We start from the raw sequence: 22,351 nt of genomic DNA on the forward strand, positions 1-22,351 counted from the left end.
ATAAGGATCAGATCGTTTACTCGGAAGTATCTCGAATGCAATGGTTCGCCTGCGCCGCCGCGAATTCCGGTAATACTGATGAGGCCGGCCGGCAAGGACCGATCCCCATCACATCAATTTCGGAGGTAGATCATCATGTCCGCTCTCTCCCTGCCGCGAACCGTCAGCGCCGCCGTTCTGGCCGCCGCGGGTCTCGCCGTCAGCCTGCCCGGCCCGGCGACGGCACAGCCCGCCGCGATGCCCGGCGACCGCAGCGTCGCGGTGACCGTGCGCAACCACACCGACCTGCGCCTCAGCCTCTCCGACAAGGACCTCGTCGAAGGTGACTGGACGAAGGTCCCGCCGAAGGCCGTCAAGCGCCTGGCAGTCGCCAAGTTCGGCTCGGAGTCCATCGACGACCAGGGCGGCACCGAGGCGACCGTCACCTACAGCACCCTCTACGGCGAGGTCGAGCTCTACTGGCGCAACCCGTGGTCGCGGGACAACGAATTCACCTGCGACGCCCCGGAGGAGCTCGAGTGCGAGGTCGTCGACGGTGGGCTCGGCACCCACCCGAAGGTCACGTTCAACATCCGGGACGCCGACTGAGCCTCGGCGACGTCGCCGGCTACAGGCTCTCGTGGCCGGCGACACTCCGAAGGCACGCCGACGGGCACGCACCCCGGCAAACACCGGGTCCCCGACCAGCCGGCCGGAGGATCCGGTCGTTCGGCTGCGCGCCCGGCACCGCGGAGGCCTCTTGCGTGGATGGCGAGCGCCATCGCCCGTACATCATCCTAGGAACCTGGGGTGAAAGGTGCGGTAACGTCGCCGGGATGCGGATCAGGCTGGGGCGTCCCGATCTCGGCGGGTACGCCGGGCTCTTCGATGTCCCGGCTGCCCGGGGGCCGTTCGCGGTGACCTTCTTCGGGGTGGCGGGGCTGCTGTTCGCCGACGGCGCGGAGGCGGTGATGACCGACGGGTTCTTCTCCCGGCCGTCGCTGCCGCGGGTCGCGCTGGGGCGGATCACGCCGGACGAGCGGCGCATCGCCGCTGGTCTGCGGCGGCTGGAGCATCCGCGGCTGCACGCCGTGGCGGCGGTGCACACCCACTTCGATCACGTGATGGACTCCCCCGTGGTGGCGCTGCGCACCGGCGCCGCGCTGGTCGGCGGTGTGTCCGCGGCGAACGTGGGGCGCGGCGCCGGGCTGCCGGAGGATCGTCTGCACGTCGTCGTGCCGGGCGAGTCGCGGTGCTTCGGGGCGTTCACGCTGACCTTCGTGGAGTCCGCGCACTGCCCGCCGGACCGCTATCCGGGAGTGATCAGCGCGCCGGTCGTGCCACCGGCCCGGGCGGGCGCCTACCGCTGTGGTGAGGCGTGGTCGATTCTCGTCGCGCACGCCGGTGGGCGGACGGCGCTGGTGCAGGGCAGCGCCGGGTTCGTGCCGGGGGCGCTCGACGGCCGCAGCGCGGAGGTCGTCTTCCTCGGCGTCGGCGGGCTCGGCGCCTGCGATGAGGCCTACCTGCGCGACTATTGGCGTCATACGGTACGCGCGGTCGGCGCCCGGCGGGTCGTGCTGATCCACTGGGACGACTTCTTCCGGCCGCTGGACCGGCCGGTGCGGGCGCTGCCGTACGCTGCCGACGACCTCGACCGGACCGTGCGGGTGCTCGGTGGGCTCGCCGGCCGCGACGGGGTCGCCCTGCATCTGCCCACCCCGTGGCGGCGCGAGGACCCGTGGGAGGCGGCGTGCGGTTCGAGCAGCTCGAGTACCTGACGGCGGTGATCCAGCACGGTTCGCTGCGCCGGGCCGGGGAGCGGCTGCACGTGTCGCAGTCGGCGCTCAGCGAGGCGATCAGCGCTCTGGAGCGGGAGCTCGGCGTGCCGCTGCTGGAGCGGCACCGGTCGGGGGCGCGGGTCAGCCGGGAGGGGCGTGACCTGCTGCCGGTGATGACCGAGATCCTCGCCGGGGTGGCGCAGTTGAAGGCCGCGGCCCGTGATCACGCCCGGACGATCCGGGTCGGCACGGTCAATGCGGGGACGTCGTCGCTGCTGGTGCCGGCGGTGCGCGAGTTCGGGGCCGGGCATCCGAGCACGGCCGTGGACGTGGCGACGCTGTTGCAGGCCGAGATCCAGGAGCGGCTGATCGAGGGGCGGCTGGACGTCGGGTTGATCAACGCCTTTCCGGGCGACGAGCTGCCGGCCTCGCTGGAGGGCACGGTGCTGCTGCGGGGGGTGCCGCGCGTGTGCTGCCGCGCCGATGACCCGCTGGCCGCGCAGCCGTCGGTGAGCGTCGCCGACCTGCGGAAGCGGCCGTTCGTGGCGATGCGCCCGGGCTATCTGATGCACCGGCTGGCGCAGCGGCTGTTCGGGGACGCTCCCCCGCCGGAGACGTTCTCGACCGACGGCGCCGAGATGGGCAAGACGCTGGTGGCGACGGGGGCCGGGCCGACGATCCTGCCGGATTACAGCATCGTCGGCGACCCCCTGGAGACGGCCGGGGTGATCACCGCGCGGCCGCTGGCCGAGGAGGTGCCGCCGGTGATGATGCTGCTGGTGCGGCGGCGGTTCGAGCGGCTGCCGGCGGCGATCGCGGAGTTCGAGCGGACGATCGTGCGACTGGCGGGTTCGGTGTAGCCGATCACGTGTTCGGCGTCTCCTGTCACGCCACCGCTTGCATAACCCCCAAAATCTAGCGAGCCTATAGAGTATGGCTCTGAAGTTCCACTGGTTCCTGCCCACCAACGGCGGCGACGGCCGGCACGTGGTCGGCGGCGGTCACGGCCTCGCGGCCGGCGCCTCCGGCCGGCCCGCCGACGTCGCCTACCTGACCCAGGTCGCCCGCGCCGCCGAGGACAACGGCTTCGCCGCCGCGCTCACCCCGACCGGCGCCTGGTGCGAGGACGCCTGGCTGAGCACCGCGATGCTCAGCCAGACCACGCAGCGACTGAAGTTCCTGGTCGCCTTCCGGCCCGGCCTGATCTCGCCGTTCCTGGCGGCACAGATGGCGGGCACCTTCCAGAACCTGACCGAGGGCCGCCTGCTGCTCAACGTGGTCACCGGCGGCGAGGGCCATGAGCAGCGAATGTACGGCGACCACCTGAACAAGGACGCCCGCTACGCCCGGTGCGACGAGTTCCTGCAGATCGTGCGCCGGCTGTGGGCGGGCGAGACCGTCGACTTCCACGGCGAGCACCTGCACGTGGAGGCGGCCACGCTCGGCCAGATCCCGGATCCGGTCCCGGAGATCTACTTCGGCGGCTCCTCCCCCGCAGCGGGCATCGTCGCCGCCAAGCACGCCGACGTCTACCTGACGTGGGGCGAGCCGCCGGACGCGGTGGCCGCGAAGATCGCGTGGATCCGTGGGCTCGCCGCCGAGCAGGGCCGGACGATCCGGTTCGGCATCCGGATGCACACGATCACCCGCGACACCGCCGACGAGGCGTGGGCCGAGGCGGACCGGCTGCTCGCCGGCATCGACCCGGCCACGATCGCCACGGTGCAGCAGGGTCTGCGGCTGTCCGAGTCGGAGGGGCAGAAGCGGATGCTCGACCTGCATCAGGGGCGCACCGACAACCTGGAGATCCACCCGAACGTGTGGGCGGGGGTCGGGCTGGTCCGCGGCGGCGCCGGGACCGCGCTGGTCGGCAGCCACGAGCAGGTCGCCGACCGGATCGCCGAGTACGCGTCGCTGGGCATCGAGGAGTTCGTGCTCTCGGCCTATCCGCACCTGGAGGGCGCGTACTGGTTCGGCGAGGGGGTCCTGCCGATCCTCGCCGAACGCGGACTGTGGAAGGACGAGCGCCCGGCCCGGTGGCGCGGCACGACGATGCCGTTCGCCACCGCCGGGCGAGCCGCACGCTGATGGGCGCCTTCACGACCAATCAAGACCTTGATCCGGTACGCCTCCGTCAGGCGTTCGGGGTCTTCCCCAGTGGCGTCGTGGCCGTGGCCGCGTCCGTCGACGGGAGTCTGGTCGGTCTGGCCGCCAGCTCGTTCACCTCGGTCAGCCTGGACCCGCCACTGGTGTCGGTGTCCATCGCCAACACCTCCAAGACCTGGCCGGACCTGCGCCGTGCCGAGCACCTGGGCGTGACCGTCCTGGCCGCGCACCACGGCGAGCTGTGCCGGCGGCTGGCCGGGCCGGTCGGGCACCGCTTCGACGACGTCACCGTGTCGGTCACCGTGACCGGGGCGGTGACCGTCGACGACGGGCTGGCCCGCTTCGACTGCTCGATCCACCGCGAGGTGGAGGCCGGCGATCACACCATCGTGCTCCTCCGGCTGCACGCCGTGGACCACAGCGCCGATGCCGGGGGCGGGCCGCTGGTCTTCCACCGGTCCGGATTCGGGCGGCTCTCCCCGTACCTCGGAAAGGAAATCTGACATGCCCACCTCTCGCCGTCGCCTTCTGATCGGCGCCGCGGGCGCCGCCTTCCTCGCCGGATGCGGCGGAGAGGACACCGGATCCGGCGCCGCTCCCGGGAAACTGCGCATCGGCTACCAGCGGTTCGGGGGCTTGAGCCTCTCGAAGGCGCGCGGGGACGCCGCGGACGCCGAGTGGTCGCTCTTCGAGAGCGGGCCGGCGCTGACCGAGGCGCTCAAGGCCGGCGCGATCGACATCGGTCAGACCGGGGAGGCGCCGCCCATCTTCGCGGCCGCCGGCAAGATCAATTTCAAGATCATCGGTACGAGCGAACCGGTCCCCCAGGGTGAAGCCGTACTGGTCAAAGCGGCAAAGGGCTACCAGACGTTCGCCGACCTGAAGGGAAGGACGGTCGCCCTGAACAAGGGCTCGAACGTCAACTGGCTGCTGGTGAAACTGCTCGAACAGGCCAATCTCAGCATCACCGACATCAATGTCAAATACCTCAAACCGGCCGAGGGCCGCCCCGCCTTCGACTCCGATCAGGTCGACGCGTGGATCATCTGGGACCCCTATTTCGCGCTGGCCGAACAGCCCGGCGTGCAGATTCTCGCCGACGCCACGGGTCTGGCCAACAACCGCGAATACCTGCTCGCCGCACCGGACGCCGTCACCGGGAAGACCGCCCTGATCAAGGATTTCCTCACGAGATACCGGGCCACCACCGACTGGGGCATCGCCAACGCCGCCGAACGCGCGAAGTTCCTCGCCCCCGAACTCAAGATCGACGAGGCGACCACCACCCGGGCGCTGGCCCGCAGCGCCAAGCCGCTCGCCCCGATCACCCCCGAGATCGGCGCCGAACTGCAGGCCATCGCCGACGGTTTCACGAAGCTGGAGCTGATCCCGGGACAGGTCGACATCAGGTCGCGCATCGACGAGCAGTTCAACCAGGCGTTCCTGTGACCACGACGGCCAGTCCCCCGGTCGTCGGGACGCCCGCGCCGGCCAGGCGGCGGGGTGCCCGCGCGCCACGCCGCTGGTCCCGGGTGATCAGCCCGCTCGCACTGCTCGTGCTGTGGGAGGCCACCGCCCGTACCGGCGTGCTGCCGCCGGAGAAGGTGCCCGCGCCCAGCCTGGTCGCCGAGACCGGATGGCGCCTCGCCGTCGACGGCTCACTCGGGGAGCACCTGCTCAGCTCCCTGTCCCGGGCCGGGATCGGGCTGGCGATCGGCGGCATCCTGGCGGTCACGCTGGCCGCGGCGGCCGCGCTGCTGCGCGTGGGCGACGACGCCATCGACCCGCCGGTGCAGATGGCCCGCATGCTGCCGCACCTGGGCCTGGTGCCACTGCTGATCATCTGGGTCGGCATCGGTGAGGAGCTGAAGATCAGCCTGGTGGCGCTGGGCAGCTTCTTCCCGCTCTACTTCAACACGTACGCCGGGATCCGCGACATCGACCAGCGGCTCGTCGAGGCGGCCAAGACGTGCGGGCTCGACCAGTGGCAGCGCCTGCGGCACGTGGTGCTGCCCGGCGCGCTGCCGTCCCTGTTCCTCGGCCTGCGGCTCGCCATCGGCGCCGCCTGGCTCAGCCTCGTGGTCGGCGAGCAGGTCAACGCCCAGACCGGCATCGGGTTCCTGATGATGGAGGCCCGCGAGTTCGCCCAGACCGACATCGTCGTGTTCGGTCTGCTCGTCTACGCCGGGCTCGGCCTGCTCTCGGACACGCTCATCCGGATCGCGGAACGGAGGACCCTGGCATGGCGACGCGGCCTGCAGGCGACCTGACGGTACGGGTGACCGGCCTGCGCCGGGCGTTCGGCGACACCGTCGTGCTCGACGGCACGGACCTGACCGTCGGACCGGGCGAGGTGGTGGCGCTGCTCGGCGGCAGCGGCTCGGGCAAGAGCACGCTGCTGCGCGCGCTGGCCGGTCTCGACGCCGAGGCGACCGGGCAGATCGAGGTGCCCGCCCACTACGGCGTGGTGTTCCAGGAGCACCGCCTGCTGCCGTGGAAGCGGGTCATCGACAACGTGGCCCTCGGCCTGATCGGCACCGACCCGCGCGGGCGGGCCCTGGCCGCGCTGACCGAGGTGGGTCTGGGCGACCGCGGCGGCGCCTGGCCGGCCGAGCTGTCCGGCGGTCAGGCACAGCGCGTCGCGGTGGCGCGGGCGCTGGTCCGGGAGCCGGAGCTGCTGCTGCTCGACGAGCCGTTCGGGGCGCTGGACGCCCTGACCCGCCTGCGGATGCAGCAGCTGCTGGAGCGGCTGCGCGAACGGCACGGTTTCGCGGCGCTGCTGGTCACCCACGACGTCGACGAGGCGCTGCTGCTCGCCGACCGGGCGCTGGTGCTGGAGGGCGGGCGGATCGCCGAACAGATCCCGATACGCCTGCCCAAGCCCCGCCACGCCGACGATCCCGGCTTCGGCGGCCTGCGCCGCCACCTGCTCGACCGTCTCGGTGTCCCCGTCGTCTAGTGGGCCACCGTCCCGGGCCCGGCGGCTCGGACGGTGTCCACGCCGTGGCGCCCGCCGCCTCCCCTCGGCCCCGGGATGCGGCGTCGCCGTGGCCGGCATGCTCCTGACCACTCCGGCCATGATCGTCTGGTCGGTGCTTCGGGCTCCCCCGGTTGAGGTTTTGGCTTAGTGGTGGCGCTCACATGCCGAAGATCCCGGTGTGATGGGTTTGAACCGGCTGAGCATCAAACTGCGGCTGATCATCTGCGTGCTGCTGATCACCGGCGTGTCCCTGGTGCTCGTCGCCACCGTCATCACCCGCCGCAACCTCACCGAGGCGCGGGAGTCCGGGTTCGCGTACGCCCAGGAGATCGCCGTCCGCAACGCCACCGACCTGCAGGTGCAACTGATGACGGCGCTGGGCAGCGCCCGCGACCTGAGCGGGATGATGGCGGCCGAGGCGGCGTCCGGCGCCGATCGCGGCACGGCCAACGTCATGCTGCGTACGCTGCTCGACCGGCACCCGCGCTACTTCGGGGTGTGGGCCGCCTGGGAGCCGAACGCGTTCGACGGCCGGGACACCCGGTATCGCGGCAGTGACGCCCGGCACGACACCACCGGCCGGTTCGTGCCGTACTGGTACCGGGACGGCGACACCATCACGTCCACGGCGCTGACCTCGTACACCGAGGAGGGCGACGGCGACTACTACCTGATCGCGCAGAAGTCGGGCGAGGAGAAGGTCCTGGAGCCGTACGCCTACGAGGTCGGCGGCAAGAGCGTGCTGATGACCACGCTCGCCGTGCCGATCGTCGCCGGCGGCAAGGTCGCCGGGGTGGCCGGCATCGACGTCACCCTCGACGCCATCACCACGGCGCTGGCGCAGATCAGACCGTTCGGCACCGGCAGCGCCATGCTGGTCACCGCCGGCGGCCTGCTCGTGGCGGGCGGCGATCCGGCGCAGGCGGGCAAACCCGCCGACCGGGCGGTGGCCGCGCTGGCCGCCGACGCGGTCAAGGGGGGCGCCCCGGCCCGGCGCCTGATCGCCGGCGACGACGAGCAGGTGCAGATCGCCGCGCCGCTGGCCATCGGCGCCACCGACACGTGGTCGCTGATCGTCACCGTGCCGACCGCGACCATCCTCGAAGCGGCACACGGCTCGCTGGTGATCAGCATGTGGATCACCGCGGCGGTGCTGCTGGTCGCCGCGGTGATCGCCCTGATGGTGGCCCGTGGCGTGGTCCGGCCGATCGAGCGGCTGCGCGACCGGATGGCGGAGATCGCCGACGGGGACGGCGACCTGACCCAGCGGGCGACGGTACGCGGCGACGACGAGGCCGGTCAGCTGGCGGCCGCGTTCAACCGGTTCGTGGAGAAGGTCGGCGGAACCGTCCGCGGGATCGCCGGGTCGGCCGCCGAGGTGCGGGCCGCCGCCGACCGGCTCGCCGACGGCACCGCGCAGCTCAGCGCGAACGTCGTGCACGTCTCCGACAACTTGGGCACCGCCGCCGAGGCCACCCACACGGTGAACGTCAGCGTGCAGTCGGTGGCCGCCGGCGCCGAGGAGATGAACGCCGCGATCGCCGAGATCGCCGGCAGCGCGGCCAAGGCGGCCCAGGTCGCCAACGACGCCCGCACCGTCGCCGAGAGCACCAACACGCAGGTCGCCCAGCTCGGCACCGCGACCGAGGAGATCGGTGACGTGGTACGGCTGATCACCAGCATCGCCGAGCAGACCAACCTGCTGGCGCTCAACGCCACCATCGAGGCCGCCCGGGCCGGGGAGATGGGCAAGGGGTTCGCGGTCGTCGCCGGGGAGGTCAAGGAGCTGGCCCAGCAGACCGCGCAGGCGACCGAGGAGATCACCGCCCGGATCACCGCGATCCAGGCGATCAGCACGTCGGCGGCCACCGCGATCAACGAGATCGTGCAGGTCATCTCCACGATCGGGGACTACACGACGTCGATCGCGTCGGCGGTCGAGGAGCAGACCGCCACCACCCAGGAGATGAGCCGCAGCGTGTCCGAGGCGGCCGGCAATACCAGTCTGGTCACCGGGGCGATCTCCGACGTCGCCGATTCGGCCCGTGACGCGTCGGCGAACGCGCGCACCGGTCAGGAGGCGGTCGCCGACCTGAACCGGCTGGCCGGCGAGATGACCGCCATCATCGACAACTTCCGTTACTGAGGCACCGGGCCGCCCAGCTCGGACAGCTCGGTGTCGAGGAGCTCGGCCAGACGGGCGTACCGCTCGGGGTGGCCTTCGCGGGTGATCCGGCGACTCGGCATCTCCACCGTCATGAGCAGGTAGAGGTGCAGCCGGTACAGGCTCAGGCGCCGCCGCGCGGGCGCGTCGAAGCGGACCCCGCCGTAGCCGCGGACGAACGGGTTGTCCGGTTCGTCCTCGATCCGGCGGAACAGCGCGGCCGAGGTGAAGTCGAGCAGCGGGTCGCCGTGGAGGAACCGTTCGCCGTCGACGAAACCGGTCAGCCGGCCGTCGTCGACCAGCAGGTTGCCGTCCCAGCCGTCGAAGTGGAGCAGCGCCGGTCGCCGTACCGTGTCGAGCAGCCTCTCGTGGCGGGTGATCAGGTCACGGATCCGGCCGGGTGTCGCGGGCAGCTCCACGTCCCAGTCGGCGGCGTCGTCGAGCAGGTCGGCGATCATGGCGTGGAAGGCGGCCGACCAGGTCGGCGCGCCGGTGCGGCCCGCGTCGTAGCCGAACCGGTCACCGGTCAGGCGGTGCACCCGGGCCAGGGCCGCGCCGAACGCCTCCCGCACCGGCACGTCGTCGACGTCGTCCCCGGCCAGGGCGAGGTTGACCCCGGGCAGGCGCCCGGTGACGAGGAAGTCGGGACAGGCGTACAGCACCCGGGGCACCGGCACCTCCGGCGCCTCGGCGGCGAGCCGTCGCAGGTAGCGACCCTCGGCGCCGATCATGTCCTGCTCGTAGCGCAGCAGTCGCGCCTCGGGCCGCGGGCCCACCTTGACCACCACGTCGGCACCGTCGTCGAGGCGCGCCCACCAGACCGTCGCGAAGCCACCACCGGTCAGCGGCCCGCTGCCGACGACGCGCCGCTCCGGCAGGGCGGTGGCGATCAGGCGATCGACGTCGGTGGCGTCCAGGACTCGTTGCGTGGGGCTCAGCGCGGTCACCGCGCGACCCTATCGCCGCCGCCGGATGCGTTCCGCCCCGCCGCCGGTCGTCAGGAGCTGATCAGGCGGTGCAGGGCGGCACGGGCCGGTGGGCCCCAGGTCGCCTTGCCGCCGGGGCGGCCGTGGACGCCGTTGTCGCCGATGAGCAGGCCGCTCAACACCCGGGCCATCGCCCAGCCGCGAGCCCGGCGGCGGGTGGCGGCGTCGGCGACCGGACGGTAGGCGGCGTAGAAGTCGTCGGCGCCGCCGTCCGGCAGCAGGAGCCAGGCGGCGGACAGGTCGTAGGCCGGGTCGCCGGCACACATGTCGCCGAAGTCGATGATCCCGCACAGGGCGCCGCCGTCGGTGACGACGTTGGCCGGATGCAGGTCGGCGTGCAGCCACAGCCGCGGTCCGTCCCAGGGTGGTGCGGTGACCGCGTCCCGCCAGATGGCACGCACGGCGTCCGGGTCGTCGACGAGCCCGCGATCGGTGGCCATGGCGACGCCCGCGGCGAAGGCCTCGGACTGGTCGGCGAGCGGGCCGCCCCGGTCCCAGCCCTGGGGCGCGTCGGCGGGGGCGGGCCGGTGCAGGGCGGTCAGGAACCCGGCCAGGGAGGCGGCCGCGTCGCGGCTGGTCACCGGTGCCCGGTCGGCGGGCTCGCCGGGCACCCAGGTGGTGATCAGCCACGGCCGGGGGAAACGTGCGGACGGTACGCCGAGCCGCTGCGGAACCGGAACCGGCAGCGGGAGGCCGGGAGCCAGCACGGGCAGCCAGGTGTGCTCGTTGTGCAGCAGCTCGTCAGCACCGGTGACGGCCCAGGGCAGCCGGACCGCGAGGTCGTCGCCGAGACGCCACACCTGGTTGGCCCACCCGCGGGCGCCCAGCCGCACCGGGCGGCCGGCGAGGTCCGGATGCTGGTCACGCACCAGGTCGCCGACCAGCTCGGCGGTGATGTCGAAAGTGGAGTGGGTCACGCGCGGCGACGATAGCCCACCCCGGCAATCCCGGCGGGTCAGCCGATGCCGGTGCCCGCGTAGTGCCGGGCGATCGCGGCGAACGCCGCCTTGGGTTCCCAGGGCAGGCCGGGGTACGTCTCGCCGGTGCCGCCCTCCAGGACCCTGACGATGCCGGGGCTGGCCAGGTCGAGGTCGTCACGGGGGTCGCCGCCGGGCCGGTGCGGGAAGTCGTCGAGCGCGAACAGATACGGGAAGGCGCTGTCCACGCCCTCGTCGTCGAAGATCTCGAGCAGCTCACGGAAGTAGGTCGCCTGGCCCTGCTCGTCGCGCTCGTAGTGCCCGTCGAGCCGCAGCGGCGCCCCGGTGACCGGGTCGTTCTCGACGATCTCCATGCTGCGGGGCGCCACGTCTCCCGCCCCTCGCCAGGCCGCCGTGCCGAAGCCGGTGACGGCGACCGGCTTGGGCCCGGCGGTGAGCGTGCGGACGGCGTCGCGGAACCGCCCGGCGACCTCGGCGCTGCGGATCAGCTCCAGGGTGACGATGTCGAACAGGTCCCAGTCGACGTCCTCGAACGGGATCGCCGCGTAGGTGACCCGCCCGTGGAAACGCCGCCGGGCGGCGGGGACCACCTCGCGCAGGAAGTCGCCGAGGCGGGTGCGGGCCTCCGCGATTCGGCCGGCGAACAGCTGGGCGAGGCGGTCGCCGAGGCTGTCACCGTCGATGAAGCCACGGTTCATGATGGTCAGCTCGACGCCGGTGACCAGGACGACCTCGGCGCCGGTGGCACGGAGTCGCTCGGCGCGGTCGGCACAGTCGAGGAGCAGGGCGTGGATCCGATCGGGGGCGAGGTCGATCGGGTACGGCGACAACCACACCTCCAGGCCGAGGCCGGCGGCGATATGGGCGGCCGCCTCCAGCCGGCCGGGGTCGCCGCCGACCAGGTGGACGGCGTTGCAGTGCAGGTCGTCGCGGATGACGGCGAGCTCACGCCGAACCCGGCCGAGGTCGAGCGGCGTGGTGGGGGTCAAAAATCCGGTGTTGTAGGCGATGCCGTTGGCGCGCATGCCGACACCGTAACAGAAACTTGCGTGCACGCAATTTTGCGTGTGCGCACTCAGCATGGCAGAGTGGCGACATGACCGGCGTCCCAGGCCTGCGCGAGCGGAAGAAGCAAGCGACCCGGCAGGCTCTGCAGTCGGCGGCTCTACGGCTCGCCCTGGAACGGGGGCCCGACAATGTGCGCGTCGAGGACATCGCCGAGGCCGCCGGGGTCTCCCCCCGGACGTACAACAACTATTTCTCCAGCCGGGAGCAGGCGATCGTCGCCGCGGTCGCCGCCGATCGCGCCGCCCACCTCGCGGCCTCGGTGACCGGCCGCCCGGCCGGGACCGGCCTCGCCGACACCGTGATCGACGCGGTCGTCGCCTCCTACACCGATCCCGGCGATCAGCCGCGGGACGCCCTGCTGATGATCGCGACAAGCCCCGGCCTGCGGGCCTGTTACGTCGAGGCGGTGACCACGATCGAGGACACGCTCGCGGGGGCCGTCACCGCCCGCTGCCCCGGCCTCGATCCACCGACCGCCGAGGTGCTGTCCGCGGCGGTCGGCGCGGCCACCCGGATCGCCCTCCGCCGGTGGCTGCAGGCGACGGCCGTACCGCCGTCGATGCCCGGTTTCGTCGTCCCGTCCGGATCGCTGCCCGAGCTGATCCGCACCGCCCTGACGCCCCTCGCGCCCGCCCTCGACGCCGCGGGCCGATGACGCCGGGCCGTCACGCCGAGCGGCGCCGCCGGAGCGCGATCAGGAACAGCACCACGCCCAGGACCAGGACCACCATCGCCGCCGGCCCGGGAGCGCCGGTGGCGATGACCGCGCGCACGACCAGGCCGAGAGCGAAGATCGCGGCCAGCACGTAGCTCGCCCGGATCTTGCGCGCCTCCAGCCTCTCCTGCCGGGTGGGCGGTGGGTCCGGGACGGGCGCGGGACGGGGCGGCTGCGGCGGACGGGGCGACTGGTCCACGCGCAGCCCGGAGGGGATACGGGCGTCCAGGAACGCGACCGCCTCGTGGCCGTTGCGGAACAGGGTCGGCTCGACGCGCAGCATGATCCCGTCGTGGCCGACGAACTGCCGGGCCCCGTCCGGCCAGGCCCGCACGAGCGAGCACGCGGCGAACCGCACGGTCAGACGATCGTCGCCGGCGACCAGGGTGACGCCGTCCTCGGCCACGACCAGGTGGGCGTCCGGACCGGCGTGGGCGACGTGAGTCGTGCCGATGACCACCGAGTCGGACAGGCCCGGGGCGGGCTGGAAGCCGGCCCATCGCGCGTCCACCCCGTCCGGCGCCATCAGCAGGCCGGTCCCCCGGGCCAGACCGGCCACGGTCGCCACGTCACCGGCGGTGACCGCGGTGATCTCGGCGATCTCCTGCTCGACCTGCCGCACCGGACGCCCGGCCAGCAGTGCCACGGCCTCGTCGGCGACGCGGGTGCCCTGCTGGTCGGCGTTCCACAGCGACTCGCAGCGCTGCCGGACCACCACGGCCAGGTCGGCCGGATCGATCCGGCCGACCCGCATCGCGGCGAGCAGGTCGATCAGGCCCCCGACCACCGCCTCCTGCTTCTCCGGGAGGGAGTCGGCGATCGCGAGGACCATCGCCGCGTCCGTGCCGAGCTCCCGGTACGTGGTGCCGGCCGTGTACGACAGCCCGGCCTGCTGGCGCAGCGCCCGGTACATCTCGCGTTCCAGCAGATCGGCGAAGACCTGCGAGGCGGGGTGCCGGGGCACCAGCGCGTTCCAGCCGACCACTCCCGGCGGCCCGTCGAAGAACGCGGGCGTGACCGGCAGCGCGTTCGACGGTGTGGGCGCCGGTTCACGCCGCCCGGCCGGCAGGTGCAGGCGCAGCCCGGCGGGCACGTGATCCCCGGCGATCCACAGCACCGCGTTGTCGCGGGTGAAATACCGAGACGCCCACGCACTCAACTCGTCGGCGGTGATCGCGGGCAGGCCCCACTCCGGAAACGACGGGACGCCGTGGTCGCGGGCGCCGTGCCGCCACACCCCCATCGCGCCGAGGGGCCCGTCGCCGCGGCTGTTCGCCTCGGTCCGCAACAGCTCCTTCTCCACGTCGAGGCGGTGCGCCGGCAGATCGTGCAGCGACGCGCACACGCCGGTGAGGAACCGGGCCACGTCATCCGGGGTGCCCTGCATGTGGAACGACGTGTGCTCGACGCCGGTGCTGCCGTTGAAGTGGTAGTCGCTGAGCCCGAGCGGGTGGAGAGCAAGGTGTTCGAGCAGGTGGGTGATGCCGTGCCGGGACAGCGGCTCGTCGGCGAACCCCACCCGGAACACCAGACCCGCGCGCATCAGGCCGGGCGCCGGGCTGAGCAGCACCGGTACGCCGTCGAGCTCACCCTGCGCGATCATCGACGACTCCCGGTGGGGGCCGCCGACGACCGGCGGCGGTAGGTACGGATCACCGCGGCCACGTTGTCGCCGCGGTACTCGAACGGCCACTCGCTGGCCAGCGGCCCGAGCATCGCGAAGGCGGCACCGGCGGCGTCCCGGTCGCCCATCTCGGCGAACGCCATGGCGAACGTGCTGACCACGGACACCCAGCCGACGTCACGGACGAATGCCGGATGCCAGATCGACCGGTGCGCGGCCTCGTGCAGGCTGTCGCGTACGCCGGCCAGGTAGGTGGTGGCGGCGCTCTCGTCGTCCTCGGCGATGTCCAGCCAATGCTCGATGTGCGCCTCCGCGACGAGCGCACCCTGCGGGGCTCCGGGTGGGGCGGCGGTCATCGCCTCCCGGGCCCACGCGTGCGCCTGCGGCCAGTCGCCGTACCACTTGGGGCAGAGGCTCTGCAGGTAGGAGCTCTGTCCGGGCAGGTGGTGCGGATCAGCGGCGGCCATCCGGTCGTGCCGGCGGCGGATCTCGGCGAGATCCAGCTGCAGGCCGCGGGCCGTCGTCAGCCGCACGGTCCAGAGCGCCGGGTCGTACGGCCACCGTGCCGCCCCGTCGATCAGAACCTCCTCGGCCCGGCGCAGCCAGTGATGGAACCCCGTGAACCGGTCCGCGCCGACGTGCTCCGCTCCGGCGCCGCCGCGGATCTCCCAGCCGATGTCGATCAGGTTCATCCCGAGCAGCGCCGCGGCCGTGCTGTCCCAGGGATCGCCCTGCAGCACCTGGCGCAGCCACTGCTCGATGTCGCGGCGCTCGGACGCGAGCCGCAGCAGGTGGGTGCGCCCGCTGAGGGAGCCGGCGTCGAGGACCGTCCGGCAGGCCGCCCAGTCCCGGCGGTCCACGGCGGCGCCCAGTGCGGCGAACTGCGGGTAGGCGGCTGCCGGATCCAGCAGCACGTCGTCTTCTGACTTGGCGAACACACCGTCATGCTCCGGGCCGGCGGGTGCAGCCCGGGTGTGGCAGCGCTGCCGCCGGGGTGTGCGGGGAACCGCCGCTCAGACCCGTCGGCGCAGCTCGGCGGCACCCTCGCCGGAGAGGTCGTCGAGGGCGACCCGACGGCCGGTCAGGCCGAGCAGCAGCGCCTCACCGGTCCCGTGGACCACCGGCCCGCCGCCCCACGCCCAGTCCAGGTCGGTCGCCTCGAACCGGAGCCCCGCCGGTCGCCTCCTCGGCACGAAGCCGATCGCCTTCCCGCCGACCAGGAAGTCCAGCGAGACCCGCAGCCGGTCGGGGTCCGGATCGTACGGTAGGCCGAGGGGCCTGCGGATGTCCTGCCCGTGCACCTGCAGGTCGGTGAGCTGGCCCTCGAAACCCACGATCGGCGGCTTGAAGGGATGCTCCGCGTGCTCGCGCAACAGCGCCGCCAGCTCATCGGCAGGCCGCTGCGCGATCCGGGCGGCGAGCCGGGCGTTGGCCTTGTGGATGCTGAACCCGCTGCGGATCACGAGCAGCAGGGCGGCGCCGTCGGCGCCGGCGACCGCCGCGACGAGATGCCCGACGACCTCCTTGACCGTCCAGGCGTCACACAGGCTGCGGGTGGCGAGCTGCTCCGGGCTCAGCGATTCGACGAGATCAGCGGTACGGCGGCGTTCCTCTGCGATCATCCCCGTGACGTTCACACCGGGCATCGTCGCATGTCACTCGACCATGCGGGCCGGGCGGATGGACTCGCGGATGCGGTCGCAGAGCTGGGTCAGGTTCGCGCCGATCACCGGGCGGTGACGCCAGCGGCGCAGGCCCCGGCCGACGGCGTAGAAGTAGCCGGGCGGCACCTCCACGCCGGCGACACCGGTCGGGCCCTCGGCGGAGTAGCCGACCCGCCAGCCCGGCCACCTCGCCTCGGTGATCTCCCGGACCGCGGCGACCCGGGCGGTGTCGCGCCGGACGAGTTGCCGCATCAGGCCGTCCAGGTCGGCGGCGACCAGGCACGGCTCGTCGAGCTCCCAGTGCACCGCCCAGTAGTGGCCGGCCGGGACGCGCAGGTCCGGGCGTACCGTCCGCGGCTGGATCGCCCGGTCGATCTGCCAGCCGGGATGCCGTCGCTCGACGGCCAGCTGGGTACGGAAGTCATCGTCAGGAGTCAAGGCGGGCCCATTTCAGAAACCGGTCGAACAGTGCCGCGGGTGGCTCGTCGCGCAGGGGCCCGGCAGCGTGCTCCAGCTCGGTCCAGAGCCGCATGCTGAGCTGCATCGCGTTGGGGGCGCTGCGCAGCAGGTGCTCTCGAGCCGGGTCGCACGGCCACGGCTTCTCACAGGCCACACAGTCGTAGGTGGCCCGGTCCGGTTGATGGCCGGCGCCGTTCAAAAGTCGCTCCTGCGCATGTCGGCCCCCATCGGGTCGGGCTCGCCGGATGGCGTCGAGTCCAGAGTGGCCGTGCCCATCGACAGCGTCAATCTTATGTCGTAACTTTTTGGTTCCCGAACGGGTGATGCTGAAACGCGGATCCCTTTCGGGTGAATCCATTGATGTACGGCCGACATCGGACGAGGATGGCCGACGATCATCCCCCGTCGATGGAGGACAGCAGCATGCCGCGACCCATTGGCCCCACGATCCCCCGCTGGCAACTGGGCGAGCAGATGTCGCAGCTGCGCTCCGCCGCCCGCAAGTCGCAGCAGGACGCCTCCGGCCGCCTGGGTTGCTCGGTCAGCAAGATCCAGAAGATCGAGGGCGGCGAGGTCGGGATGAAACAGGTCGAGCTGGAGGCGCTCCTCGAGCTGTACGGCGCCCCCGAGCCGTTGCGGCTCCAGCTGCTCGAACTGCGCCGTCTCGGCGCCCAGCGCGGCTGGTGGTCGAAGTACGGCCAGGTGCCCGCGCCATTCGCGACGTTCCTGGGACTGGAGTCCGCGGCCACCAAGATCCGGATCTTCGAGCCCCTGATGATGCACGGACTGCTGCAGACCAAGGACTACGCGCACGCCCTCGCCGAGAGCCTCAACCCGGCCCTGTCCGACGCCGAGGTCGACCGGCAGGTGCAGATCCGGCTGGAACGCCAGGAGCGGGTCTTCGCCGAGGACCCACCGGAGATCTGGGTCGTCCTGGACGAGGCGGTGCTGCGCCGGCAGCTCGGTGGCAGCGACGTGATGGCGCGTCAGCTCGACCACTTGATGACACTGCCCAAACGGGTGACCGTTCAGGTCGTTCCGTTCGCGAATGGTGGTTATCCAGGTGCGCTGGGCGCTCTGACGCTATTCGAGTTCGCGGAGGATTTGCACACGCCAGTTGCGTATGTGGAGTCGCAGGCGGGAAACCTGTACCTCGAACGGGAAGAAGATCTGGGACGGGCTAACCTAGCCCTTGACCACATCAACGCGGCAGCGCTCAGCAAGCAGCAATCGCGCGACCTGATCGCCGCCGTCGCCCGCCAGTTCGTGCAGCAATAGGAGCCCCCTATGGACAAGTACGAGGTCAGCTTGACCGGCGCGGAGTGGCGCAAGGCCACCAAGTCCGGCAACAACGGTGGCTGCGTCGAATACACGCAGGTCGGCGCGTTCGTCGCCATCCGTGATTCCCGCAATCCGGACCGTGAGCCCCTCATCTTCGATGCCAACGAGTGGGACTGTTTCCTCGACGGCGCCGGAAAGGGCGAGTTCCCGGTTCCGACCGCTTGAAAATGCCTCACAGCAACGGCCCGGTCACCCGATGGGATGGCCGGGCCGTTTGCTTTCCGAAACGGTTACTCGAAAGAGGGAAAAGCTCTGGTGAGAGGCTTACTCGGGGACTGAATGCGGCTCACGGATTGCCGGGCCCGCCCCGGCGAACGGCCTAGGCCCGGGTCAGTTCGAGGACCGGGATGGTACGGATGCCGGCGGTCTTCTCGGCATAGCCCGCGAACCCGGGATAGCGACTCGCCTGCTCGTTGAACCGCCGGTCGCGCTCCTCCCCGGTCAGGTCGCGGACCGTCACCGGGTAGGTCTCGGTGCCCCGCTCCACCTCGCCACGGCCGGCGGCGGTGAGGTTGTGATACCAGCCGGGATTCTCCGGCGCCCCGCCCTTGGACGCGATCACGTAGATGACGTCGTCGTCGGTCTCGTGCGGCAGATACATCATCGGGCTGACCATCTCCTGCCCGGACTTGCGGCCGCGATGGTGGACGAGCACCATCGGCGCCCCCTCGAACGGGCCGCCGACACGGCCCCCGTTGGCACGGAACTCCTCGATGACCTGTGTATTCCAGTCGCTCATACCGACATCCTCGCCGTCCGGCGCGCCGCACGCCCGGCGACGGGCCGCTGCGGCGCCACCTCACCTCGCGATCACGCGCCGATCACCCGCGGCAGACGGCGACGGATCGCGGTCAGCAGCAGCAACGATCAGCAGGGGTACGCCGCCGTCGACGACGGTCGACGCGAAGGACAGCGCGATCGGTGCCTTCGACACGCCACTCTCCGCTAGCGTCGACGGCAGGGCGACACTGATCCGCCCGGAGAACGCGGCGTTCGATGCCACGGCTGCGCGGGCACTGACGGGTCCGGCCATCGACGGAGGGTGACCACGTTCACGGCCGTAGGAGTGCCTCCTGGAAACGGCGGAGCCTCGCTCGTACCGCCAGACGTCTCTTCTCTTTCCGTCCCGGCTCGATGTAGAGGATGAAGTCGCGATGCCGGTGGACACCCCGCCGGCCCGCGGCCCGCACGGTGGCGTCACGCACCGCGGTGAGTTGGGCGACGGTCAACGGGAGCACGTGCTCGTCGGGCTGGAACCGGGCGCCGAGCGGGTAGTCGCGGCCCGGCCTGCGGGTCATCTCGATGTGACAGCCGAGCACATGGGACACCGGGTGGGCCGCGGCGAAGGCGACCAGGCTGTCGAGGGTCTCGCGGAACGCCGGATAGTCGGCGACGTAGAGCCGCCCGGGATAGACGGTGTCACCGGTGAGCAGGAACCCGGTCCACGGATCGTGGACGGTGATCGCCGCCTCGTGATGGCCGGGCGAGCCGAGGATCTCCAGGATCCGCCCGCCCAGGTCGAAACGGACCGAACCGGTGAGCCGCCCGGGGAAGCCGAAGAACTCGCGGACCGCCTGCTCGCCATGCGGCACCACCGTCGTGTGTGGCCGGCCGTCGAACTGCGCGTCGGCGGCCACGCGATCACCGTGCCCTCGGACCTGGCGAGGTACGGCTCCAGCAGCGCCAGCCACTGGGCTTGAGCTGCTCGGCCTCCTCGGCGGAGACCAGGGCGAGCGCAGTGGTGAGCCCGGCCCGGCGCCGCCAGGCGGTGCTGTCCTCGTCGTCGCGGTCGGCGAACTCGAGGATCGCCTGCATCTCGCGGTCGACGACCATCCGCTCGAGCCGGCGGCGCACGACCGGGCTGCCGCCGGCGGAGAGCCGCAGCGACGGCCGCGGATCGGGCAGACGCCACTTGCTCCCTCGCCACGTCCTTGACCTGCACCTCGGCCAGCCACGGGCCGAGCTCGCCCGCGTCGCCACCGGAAACCGGTCCGGTCCCGGCGAGCCGCGCCCTTACCCGCAGCATCGCTACCGGGAGACCGGTCCGGTCATGGTGACCGATCGGTGGGCCGCGCCTGTTCCCCCGCCGGACCTCCGCCGGGCCGACCGTCGTTATGCTGCTGCCATTCGCTGTTCGATGGGGTACACGGGATGAACGACGGCACACCCGCCGTCGCGCTGCGCTTCGAGATGCTCGGTCCGATCCGTGCGTACCGTGGCTCGGAGCCGGTCGACCTCGGGCCCCCGAAACAGCAGGCGGTTCTCGCGCTCCTGCTGTTGCGCGCCCCTCGGCCGGTGCCGCTGGAGCAGATCGTCGCCGCCCTGTGGAACGGTGATCCGCCCTACAACGGCATCGACGTGGTGCAGCGTTACATCGGGGCGTTGCGCCGGGCCCTCGACCCGGAGCGGACGTCGCTGATCACCCTGACCGACGGCGGTTACGTCATCCGGGCGGGTGAAACCGCGGTCGACACCGGCATCTTCCGGGCGGCCCTGGCCCGCGCCCACACCGAGCACCAGACCGGCGCGATCGGCGCCGCCACCGACGAGGTCCGGACCGCCCTCGAGCTCTGGCGGGCCGAACCACTCACCGGTTTGAGCGGCCCGGTCTTCGACTCGGCCCGGGCCCGCCTCAACTCGGAACGAGCCGCCGCCTCAGCGCTGCTGGCCGAGCCGACAGCCGTGGCCACACCCCAGCCTGCCCCACCGCCTTCCCGGCCCGAACGGCCCGCCATGGCCCCACCGGCCCCTTCGCCACCGCACTCGCCGCCCGAACGGACCGCCGTGGCCACCCCCACGCCCTCACGCCCGTCTTCGCCACCGCCCGAACGGACCGCCGTGGCCCCGCCCGCGCCGCCGCCCTCTGCTCTGCCCGCCACCAGGCCATTCCCCGCGGCCAAGCCCGCGTCGGAGGCCGAGCCGGAGAAGTCCGCCTACCCGGACGCGGTCGACCCGTGGGAGGGCCACGACCTGTTCCCACCGGATCCGCTCGCGATGAGCTGAGCTGAGCGCGGTTCCCGGGATGGACGCCGCGCGGTAGCGTCGATCTGTGACTGAGCCGTATCAGACCCGGGAGGACCGCATCGTCGCCGAGTTCGGTGACGGGTATGAGGTCGAGGGGATCGCGGCACGATACGGGCTGACCGTCGAGCAGGTCTTCGCACTGGTCGAACGTGAGGTCGGCGCCACCGAATCAACCCGGCCCGGGCCTCAACCACCGCCGGCCTACTACCAGCCACCCCCGCCACCGCCCGGATACGGACCACCCGCGCCACCACACGGATACGGACCGCCTCCACCGCACCCCGGCTACGGCCCACCTCCACCCGGCTACGGGCCGCCCCCGGCGTACCACATGCAGGGTTTCGTCGATCCCGACTCGATCGTGGCCGAGTACGGCGACGGGCATGACGTCGCCCTGATCGCCCGCCGCCACGGCATCACCGTCGAGCAGGTCTACCTGGTGGTGCAGCAGTCCCTGACCGACGATCGGCGCGAGTCCTGATCAGCCGTCCTCCGTCGATCATCATCGGCAGAGTCGCCTGACGATCGATCTACGTCGGAGGTGGCCGCGCCGCGCAATGGGCGCCGGGACCACCGCCTCCGGCTCTACCGGTCGGAGGGGGGCCTGCGTTTGCGGGTGGCCGTCCTCTCCGGCAGGCGGTGGGCGTCCACGGCGCGGACGGTCAACTTCAAGGCCTCGGCGGTACGCTCGTACGTGCGCTGGGCCACCGCGACGTAGATCAGGTCGAGCACCAGCAGCTGTGAGTGCAGTGCGGAGAGCGCGGCCAGCCGGAACGTGGTCTCCAGAACGCTCGTGGTGAAGACGACGTCGGCGACCTCGGCCAGCGGTGACCGGGCGAAACTGGTCACCGCCACGGTCAGCGCCCCGTGGTCGGCGGCTTCGGCAAGCGTTTCGATGACCTCGCGGGTGCGCCCGGAGTGTGACAGCCCGATCGCGACGTCGCCGGGCAGTAGGAGGGCCGCGTTGGTGAGCGCGGTGTGACTGTCCTGGCGGTGCCACACCGGGACCCGGATCCGTTCGAGCCGGAACGCCATCTCCCGGGCCGCGGTGCCGCTGCTGCCGAACCCGAACAGCTCGACCCGCTGGGCTCCGGCGATCGCGGCGGCGACCCGGTCGACCGCGGTCACGTCGAGCCCGGCCGCGGTGCCCTGGATGGCCCGGGTGTCGGCGGCGGCGACGACGCTGAGCACCTGGTCGAGGGGATCGTCGGGTGCGATGTCGCCGCTGATGTCGGTCTCCCAGCGGGCCTGTTCGGCACGGCCGGTCTCGGTGGCCACGGCTACGCGCAGGCTGGCGTACCCCTTGAAGCCCAGCGTCCGCGCGAAGCGGGTGACCGTCGCGGTCGACGTCCCGGATCGCTCGGCCAGGTCGACGATGCTGGCGTGCGCCGACGTCTCGGGGTCGGCGAGGATCGCCTCGGCGATCCTGCGCAGCGCCTCCGGCATCTGTGGTTCCTCGATGCGCAGCCGCCCCAGCAGCCCGCCGCTCTCACCCGACATGCGTGGTCACCCTTTTCATCATCAC

27 protein-coding genes are annotated in these 22,351 nt (G+C 72.1%); 14 read left to right on the forward strand and 13 right to left on the reverse strand.

What is annotated here, in order from left to right:
• Positions 1-135: 135 nt before the first annotated feature.
• The 9 genes from ACQPZW_RS24250 (at position 136) to ACQPZW_RS24290 (ending at position 8,989) form a co-directional block, all read left to right on the forward strand.
• Entirely contained in the window at positions 136-588 is a 453-nt protein-coding gene (locus ACQPZW_RS24250) for a hypothetical protein (protein WP_433797228.1), read from the forward strand.
• A gap of 227 nt (positions 589-815) precedes the next feature.
• A complete protein-coding gene (locus tag ACQPZW_RS24255; RefSeq protein WP_433797229.1) occupies positions 816-1,757 on the forward strand; it encodes an MBL fold metallo-hydrolase in 942 nt (313 codons plus the stop codon).
• The gene (locus ACQPZW_RS24260; RefSeq protein WP_433797230.1) at positions 1,730-2,617 is read left to right on the forward strand and encodes a LysR family transcriptional regulator; all 888 of its coding nucleotides are present in this window, start codon (positions 1,730-1,732) and stop codon (positions 2,615-2,617) included. Before ACQPZW_RS24255 ends, ACQPZW_RS24260 begins: the two co-directional genes overlap by 28 nt.
• Positions 2,618-2,690: 73 nt before the next feature.
• Positions 2,691-3,845 (forward strand): LLM class flavin-dependent oxidoreductase, encoded by a 1,155-nt coding sequence (locus ACQPZW_RS24265; RefSeq protein ID WP_433797231.1) that lies wholly within the window; start codon positions 2,691-2,693, stop codon positions 3,843-3,845.
• Complete coding sequence (locus ACQPZW_RS24270) at positions 3,845-4,366, forward strand: flavin reductase family protein (protein WP_433797232.1); 522 nt, start codon at positions 3,845-3,847, stop codon at positions 4,364-4,366. The genes ACQPZW_RS24265 and ACQPZW_RS24270 overlap by 1 nt, the downstream gene beginning before the upstream one ends.
• Positions 4,290-5,312: an aliphatic sulfonate ABC transporter substrate-binding protein gene (locus tag ACQPZW_RS24275; protein WP_433797234.1), complete on the forward strand. Its 1,023-nt coding sequence runs from the start codon at positions 4,290-4,292 to the stop codon at positions 5,310-5,312. The genes ACQPZW_RS24270 and ACQPZW_RS24275 overlap by 77 nt, the downstream gene beginning before the upstream one ends.
• Entirely contained in the window at positions 5,309-6,133 is an 825-nt protein-coding gene (locus ACQPZW_RS24280) for an ABC transporter permease (RefSeq protein ID WP_433797235.1), read from the forward strand. Before ACQPZW_RS24275 ends, ACQPZW_RS24280 begins: the two co-directional genes overlap by 4 nt.
• Positions 6,106-6,822, forward strand: coding sequence for an ABC transporter ATP-binding protein (locus ACQPZW_RS24285; protein WP_433797236.1), 717 nt, complete (start codon positions 6,106-6,108; stop codon positions 6,820-6,822). Before ACQPZW_RS24280 ends, ACQPZW_RS24285 begins: the two co-directional genes overlap by 28 nt.
• A gap of 202 nt (positions 6,823-7,024) precedes the next feature.
• Complete coding sequence (locus tag ACQPZW_RS24290; protein ID WP_433797613.1) at positions 7,025-8,989, forward strand: methyl-accepting chemotaxis protein; 1,965 nt, start codon at positions 7,025-7,027, stop codon at positions 8,987-8,989.
• On the opposite strand, the gene ACQPZW_RS24295 is transcribed toward ACQPZW_RS24290, so the two are convergent.
• The 3 genes from ACQPZW_RS24295 to ACQPZW_RS24305 are packed head-to-tail and all read right to left on the reverse strand — an operon-like array spanning position 8,983 to position 11,920.
• Positions 8,983-9,954 carry a phosphotransferase family protein gene (locus ACQPZW_RS24295; RefSeq protein ID WP_433797237.1) on the reverse strand — a complete coding sequence of 324 codons (972 nt, stop codon included), beginning with the start codon at positions 9,952-9,954 and terminating at the stop codon, positions 8,983-8,985. The genes ACQPZW_RS24290 and ACQPZW_RS24295 overlap by 7 nt on opposite strands.
• Positions 9,955-10,004: 50 nt before the next feature.
• Positions 10,005-10,910 (reverse strand): aminoglycoside phosphotransferase family protein, encoded by a 906-nt coding sequence (locus tag ACQPZW_RS24300; RefSeq protein WP_433797238.1) that lies wholly within the window; start codon positions 10,908-10,910, stop codon positions 10,005-10,007.
• Positions 10,911-10,948: 38 nt separating this feature from the next.
• Entirely contained in the window at positions 10,949-11,920 is a 972-nt protein-coding gene (locus ACQPZW_RS24305; RefSeq protein ID WP_433797240.1) for a hypothetical protein, read from the reverse strand.
• A 107-nt stretch (positions 11,921-12,027) separates the two neighbouring features.
• On the opposite strand from ACQPZW_RS24305, the gene ACQPZW_RS24310 reads away from it, so the two are divergent.
• Positions 12,028-12,654, forward strand: coding sequence for a TetR/AcrR family transcriptional regulator (locus tag ACQPZW_RS24310; RefSeq protein WP_433797241.1), 627 nt, complete (start codon positions 12,028-12,030; stop codon positions 12,652-12,654).
• 10 nt (positions 12,655-12,664) lie between these two features.
• On the opposite strand, the gene ACQPZW_RS24315 is transcribed toward ACQPZW_RS24310, so the two are convergent.
• From ACQPZW_RS24315 to ACQPZW_RS24335, 5 genes are all read right to left on the reverse strand, one after another.
• On the reverse strand, positions 12,665-14,317 hold the full coding sequence (locus tag ACQPZW_RS24315) for a M16 family metallopeptidase (protein WP_433797242.1): 1,653 nt from the start codon (positions 14,315-14,317) through the stop codon (positions 12,665-12,667).
• Positions 14,314-15,276 carry a hypothetical protein gene (locus tag ACQPZW_RS24320; protein WP_433797244.1) on the reverse strand — a complete coding sequence of 321 codons (963 nt, stop codon included), beginning with the start codon at positions 15,274-15,276 and terminating at the stop codon, positions 14,314-14,316. Before ACQPZW_RS24320 ends, ACQPZW_RS24315 begins: the two co-directional genes overlap by 4 nt.
• A 75-nt stretch (positions 15,277-15,351) precedes the next feature.
• Positions 15,352-15,960: a maleylpyruvate isomerase family mycothiol-dependent enzyme gene (locus tag ACQPZW_RS24325; RefSeq protein ID WP_433797245.1), complete on the reverse strand. Its 609-nt coding sequence runs from the start codon at positions 15,958-15,960 to the stop codon at positions 15,352-15,354.
• 33 nt (positions 15,961-15,993) lie between these two features.
• Positions 15,994-16,440, reverse strand: coding sequence for a hypothetical protein (locus ACQPZW_RS24330; protein WP_433797246.1), 447 nt, complete (start codon positions 16,438-16,440; stop codon positions 15,994-15,996).
• Positions 16,430-16,660: a hypothetical protein gene (locus ACQPZW_RS24335; RefSeq protein ID WP_433797247.1), complete on the reverse strand. Its 231-nt coding sequence runs from the start codon at positions 16,658-16,660 to the stop codon at positions 16,430-16,432. The genes ACQPZW_RS24330 and ACQPZW_RS24335 overlap by 11 nt, the downstream gene beginning before the upstream one ends.
• 224 nt (positions 16,661-16,884) lie before the next feature.
• Here ACQPZW_RS24335 and ACQPZW_RS24340 point away from each other — a divergent pair, with 224 nt between their 5' ends.
• Entirely contained in the window at positions 16,885-17,739 is an 855-nt protein-coding gene (locus ACQPZW_RS24340) for a helix-turn-helix domain-containing protein (protein ID WP_433797248.1), read from the forward strand.
• Between the two features lie 9 nt (positions 17,740-17,748).
• Positions 17,749-17,967 carry a DUF397 domain-containing protein gene (locus ACQPZW_RS24345; protein ID WP_433797249.1) on the forward strand — a complete coding sequence of 73 codons (219 nt, stop codon included), beginning with the start codon at positions 17,749-17,751 and terminating at the stop codon, positions 17,965-17,967.
• Between the two features lie 154 nt (positions 17,968-18,121).
• On the opposite strand, the gene ACQPZW_RS24350 is transcribed toward ACQPZW_RS24345, so the two are convergent.
• The 4 genes from ACQPZW_RS24350 to ACQPZW_RS24365 are packed head-to-tail and all read right to left on the reverse strand — an operon-like array spanning position 18,122 to position 19,656.
• The gene (locus tag ACQPZW_RS24350; RefSeq protein WP_433797251.1) at positions 18,122-18,541 is read right to left on the reverse strand and encodes a nitroreductase family deazaflavin-dependent oxidoreductase; all 420 of its coding nucleotides are present in this window, start codon (positions 18,539-18,541) and stop codon (positions 18,122-18,124) included.
• Between the two features lie 60 nt (positions 18,542-18,601).
• Positions 18,602-18,835 carry a hypothetical protein gene (locus ACQPZW_RS24355; RefSeq protein ID WP_433797252.1) on the reverse strand — a complete coding sequence of 78 codons (234 nt, stop codon included), beginning with the start codon at positions 18,833-18,835 and terminating at the stop codon, positions 18,602-18,604.
• A 19-nt stretch (positions 18,836-18,854) separates the two neighbouring features.
• Positions 18,855-19,439: a hypothetical protein gene (locus ACQPZW_RS24360; protein WP_433797253.1), complete on the reverse strand. Its 585-nt coding sequence runs from the start codon at positions 19,437-19,439 to the stop codon at positions 18,855-18,857.
• Positions 19,440-19,443: 4 nt separating this feature from the next.
• Entirely contained in the window at positions 19,444-19,656 is a 213-nt protein-coding gene (locus ACQPZW_RS24365) for a hypothetical protein (RefSeq protein WP_433797254.1), read from the reverse strand.
• A gap of 297 nt (positions 19,657-19,953) precedes the next feature.
• Between ACQPZW_RS24365 and ACQPZW_RS24370 the strand changes: the two genes are divergently transcribed.
• Positions 19,954-20,805 carry an AfsR/SARP family transcriptional regulator gene (locus tag ACQPZW_RS24370; RefSeq protein ID WP_433797255.1) on the forward strand — a complete coding sequence of 284 codons (852 nt, stop codon included), beginning with the start codon at positions 19,954-19,956 and terminating at the stop codon, positions 20,803-20,805.
• 46 nt (positions 20,806-20,851) lie between these two features.
• Positions 20,852-21,307 carry a hypothetical protein gene (locus ACQPZW_RS24375; protein WP_433797256.1) on the forward strand — a complete coding sequence of 152 codons (456 nt, stop codon included), beginning with the start codon at positions 20,852-20,854 and terminating at the stop codon, positions 21,305-21,307.
• A gap of 104 nt (positions 21,308-21,411) precedes the next feature.
• On the opposite strand, the gene ACQPZW_RS24380 is transcribed toward ACQPZW_RS24375, so the two are convergent.
• A complete protein-coding gene (locus ACQPZW_RS24380; protein ID WP_433797257.1) occupies positions 21,412-22,326 on the reverse strand; it encodes a MurR/RpiR family transcriptional regulator in 915 nt (304 codons plus the stop codon).
• Positions 22,327-22,351: the final 25 nt, after the last annotated feature.

It is taken from the genome of Actinoplanes sp. CA-252034 (assembly GCF_050956125.1).
Classification (GTDB): domain Bacteria; phylum Actinomycetota; class Actinomycetes; order Mycobacteriales; family Micromonosporaceae; genus Actinoplanes.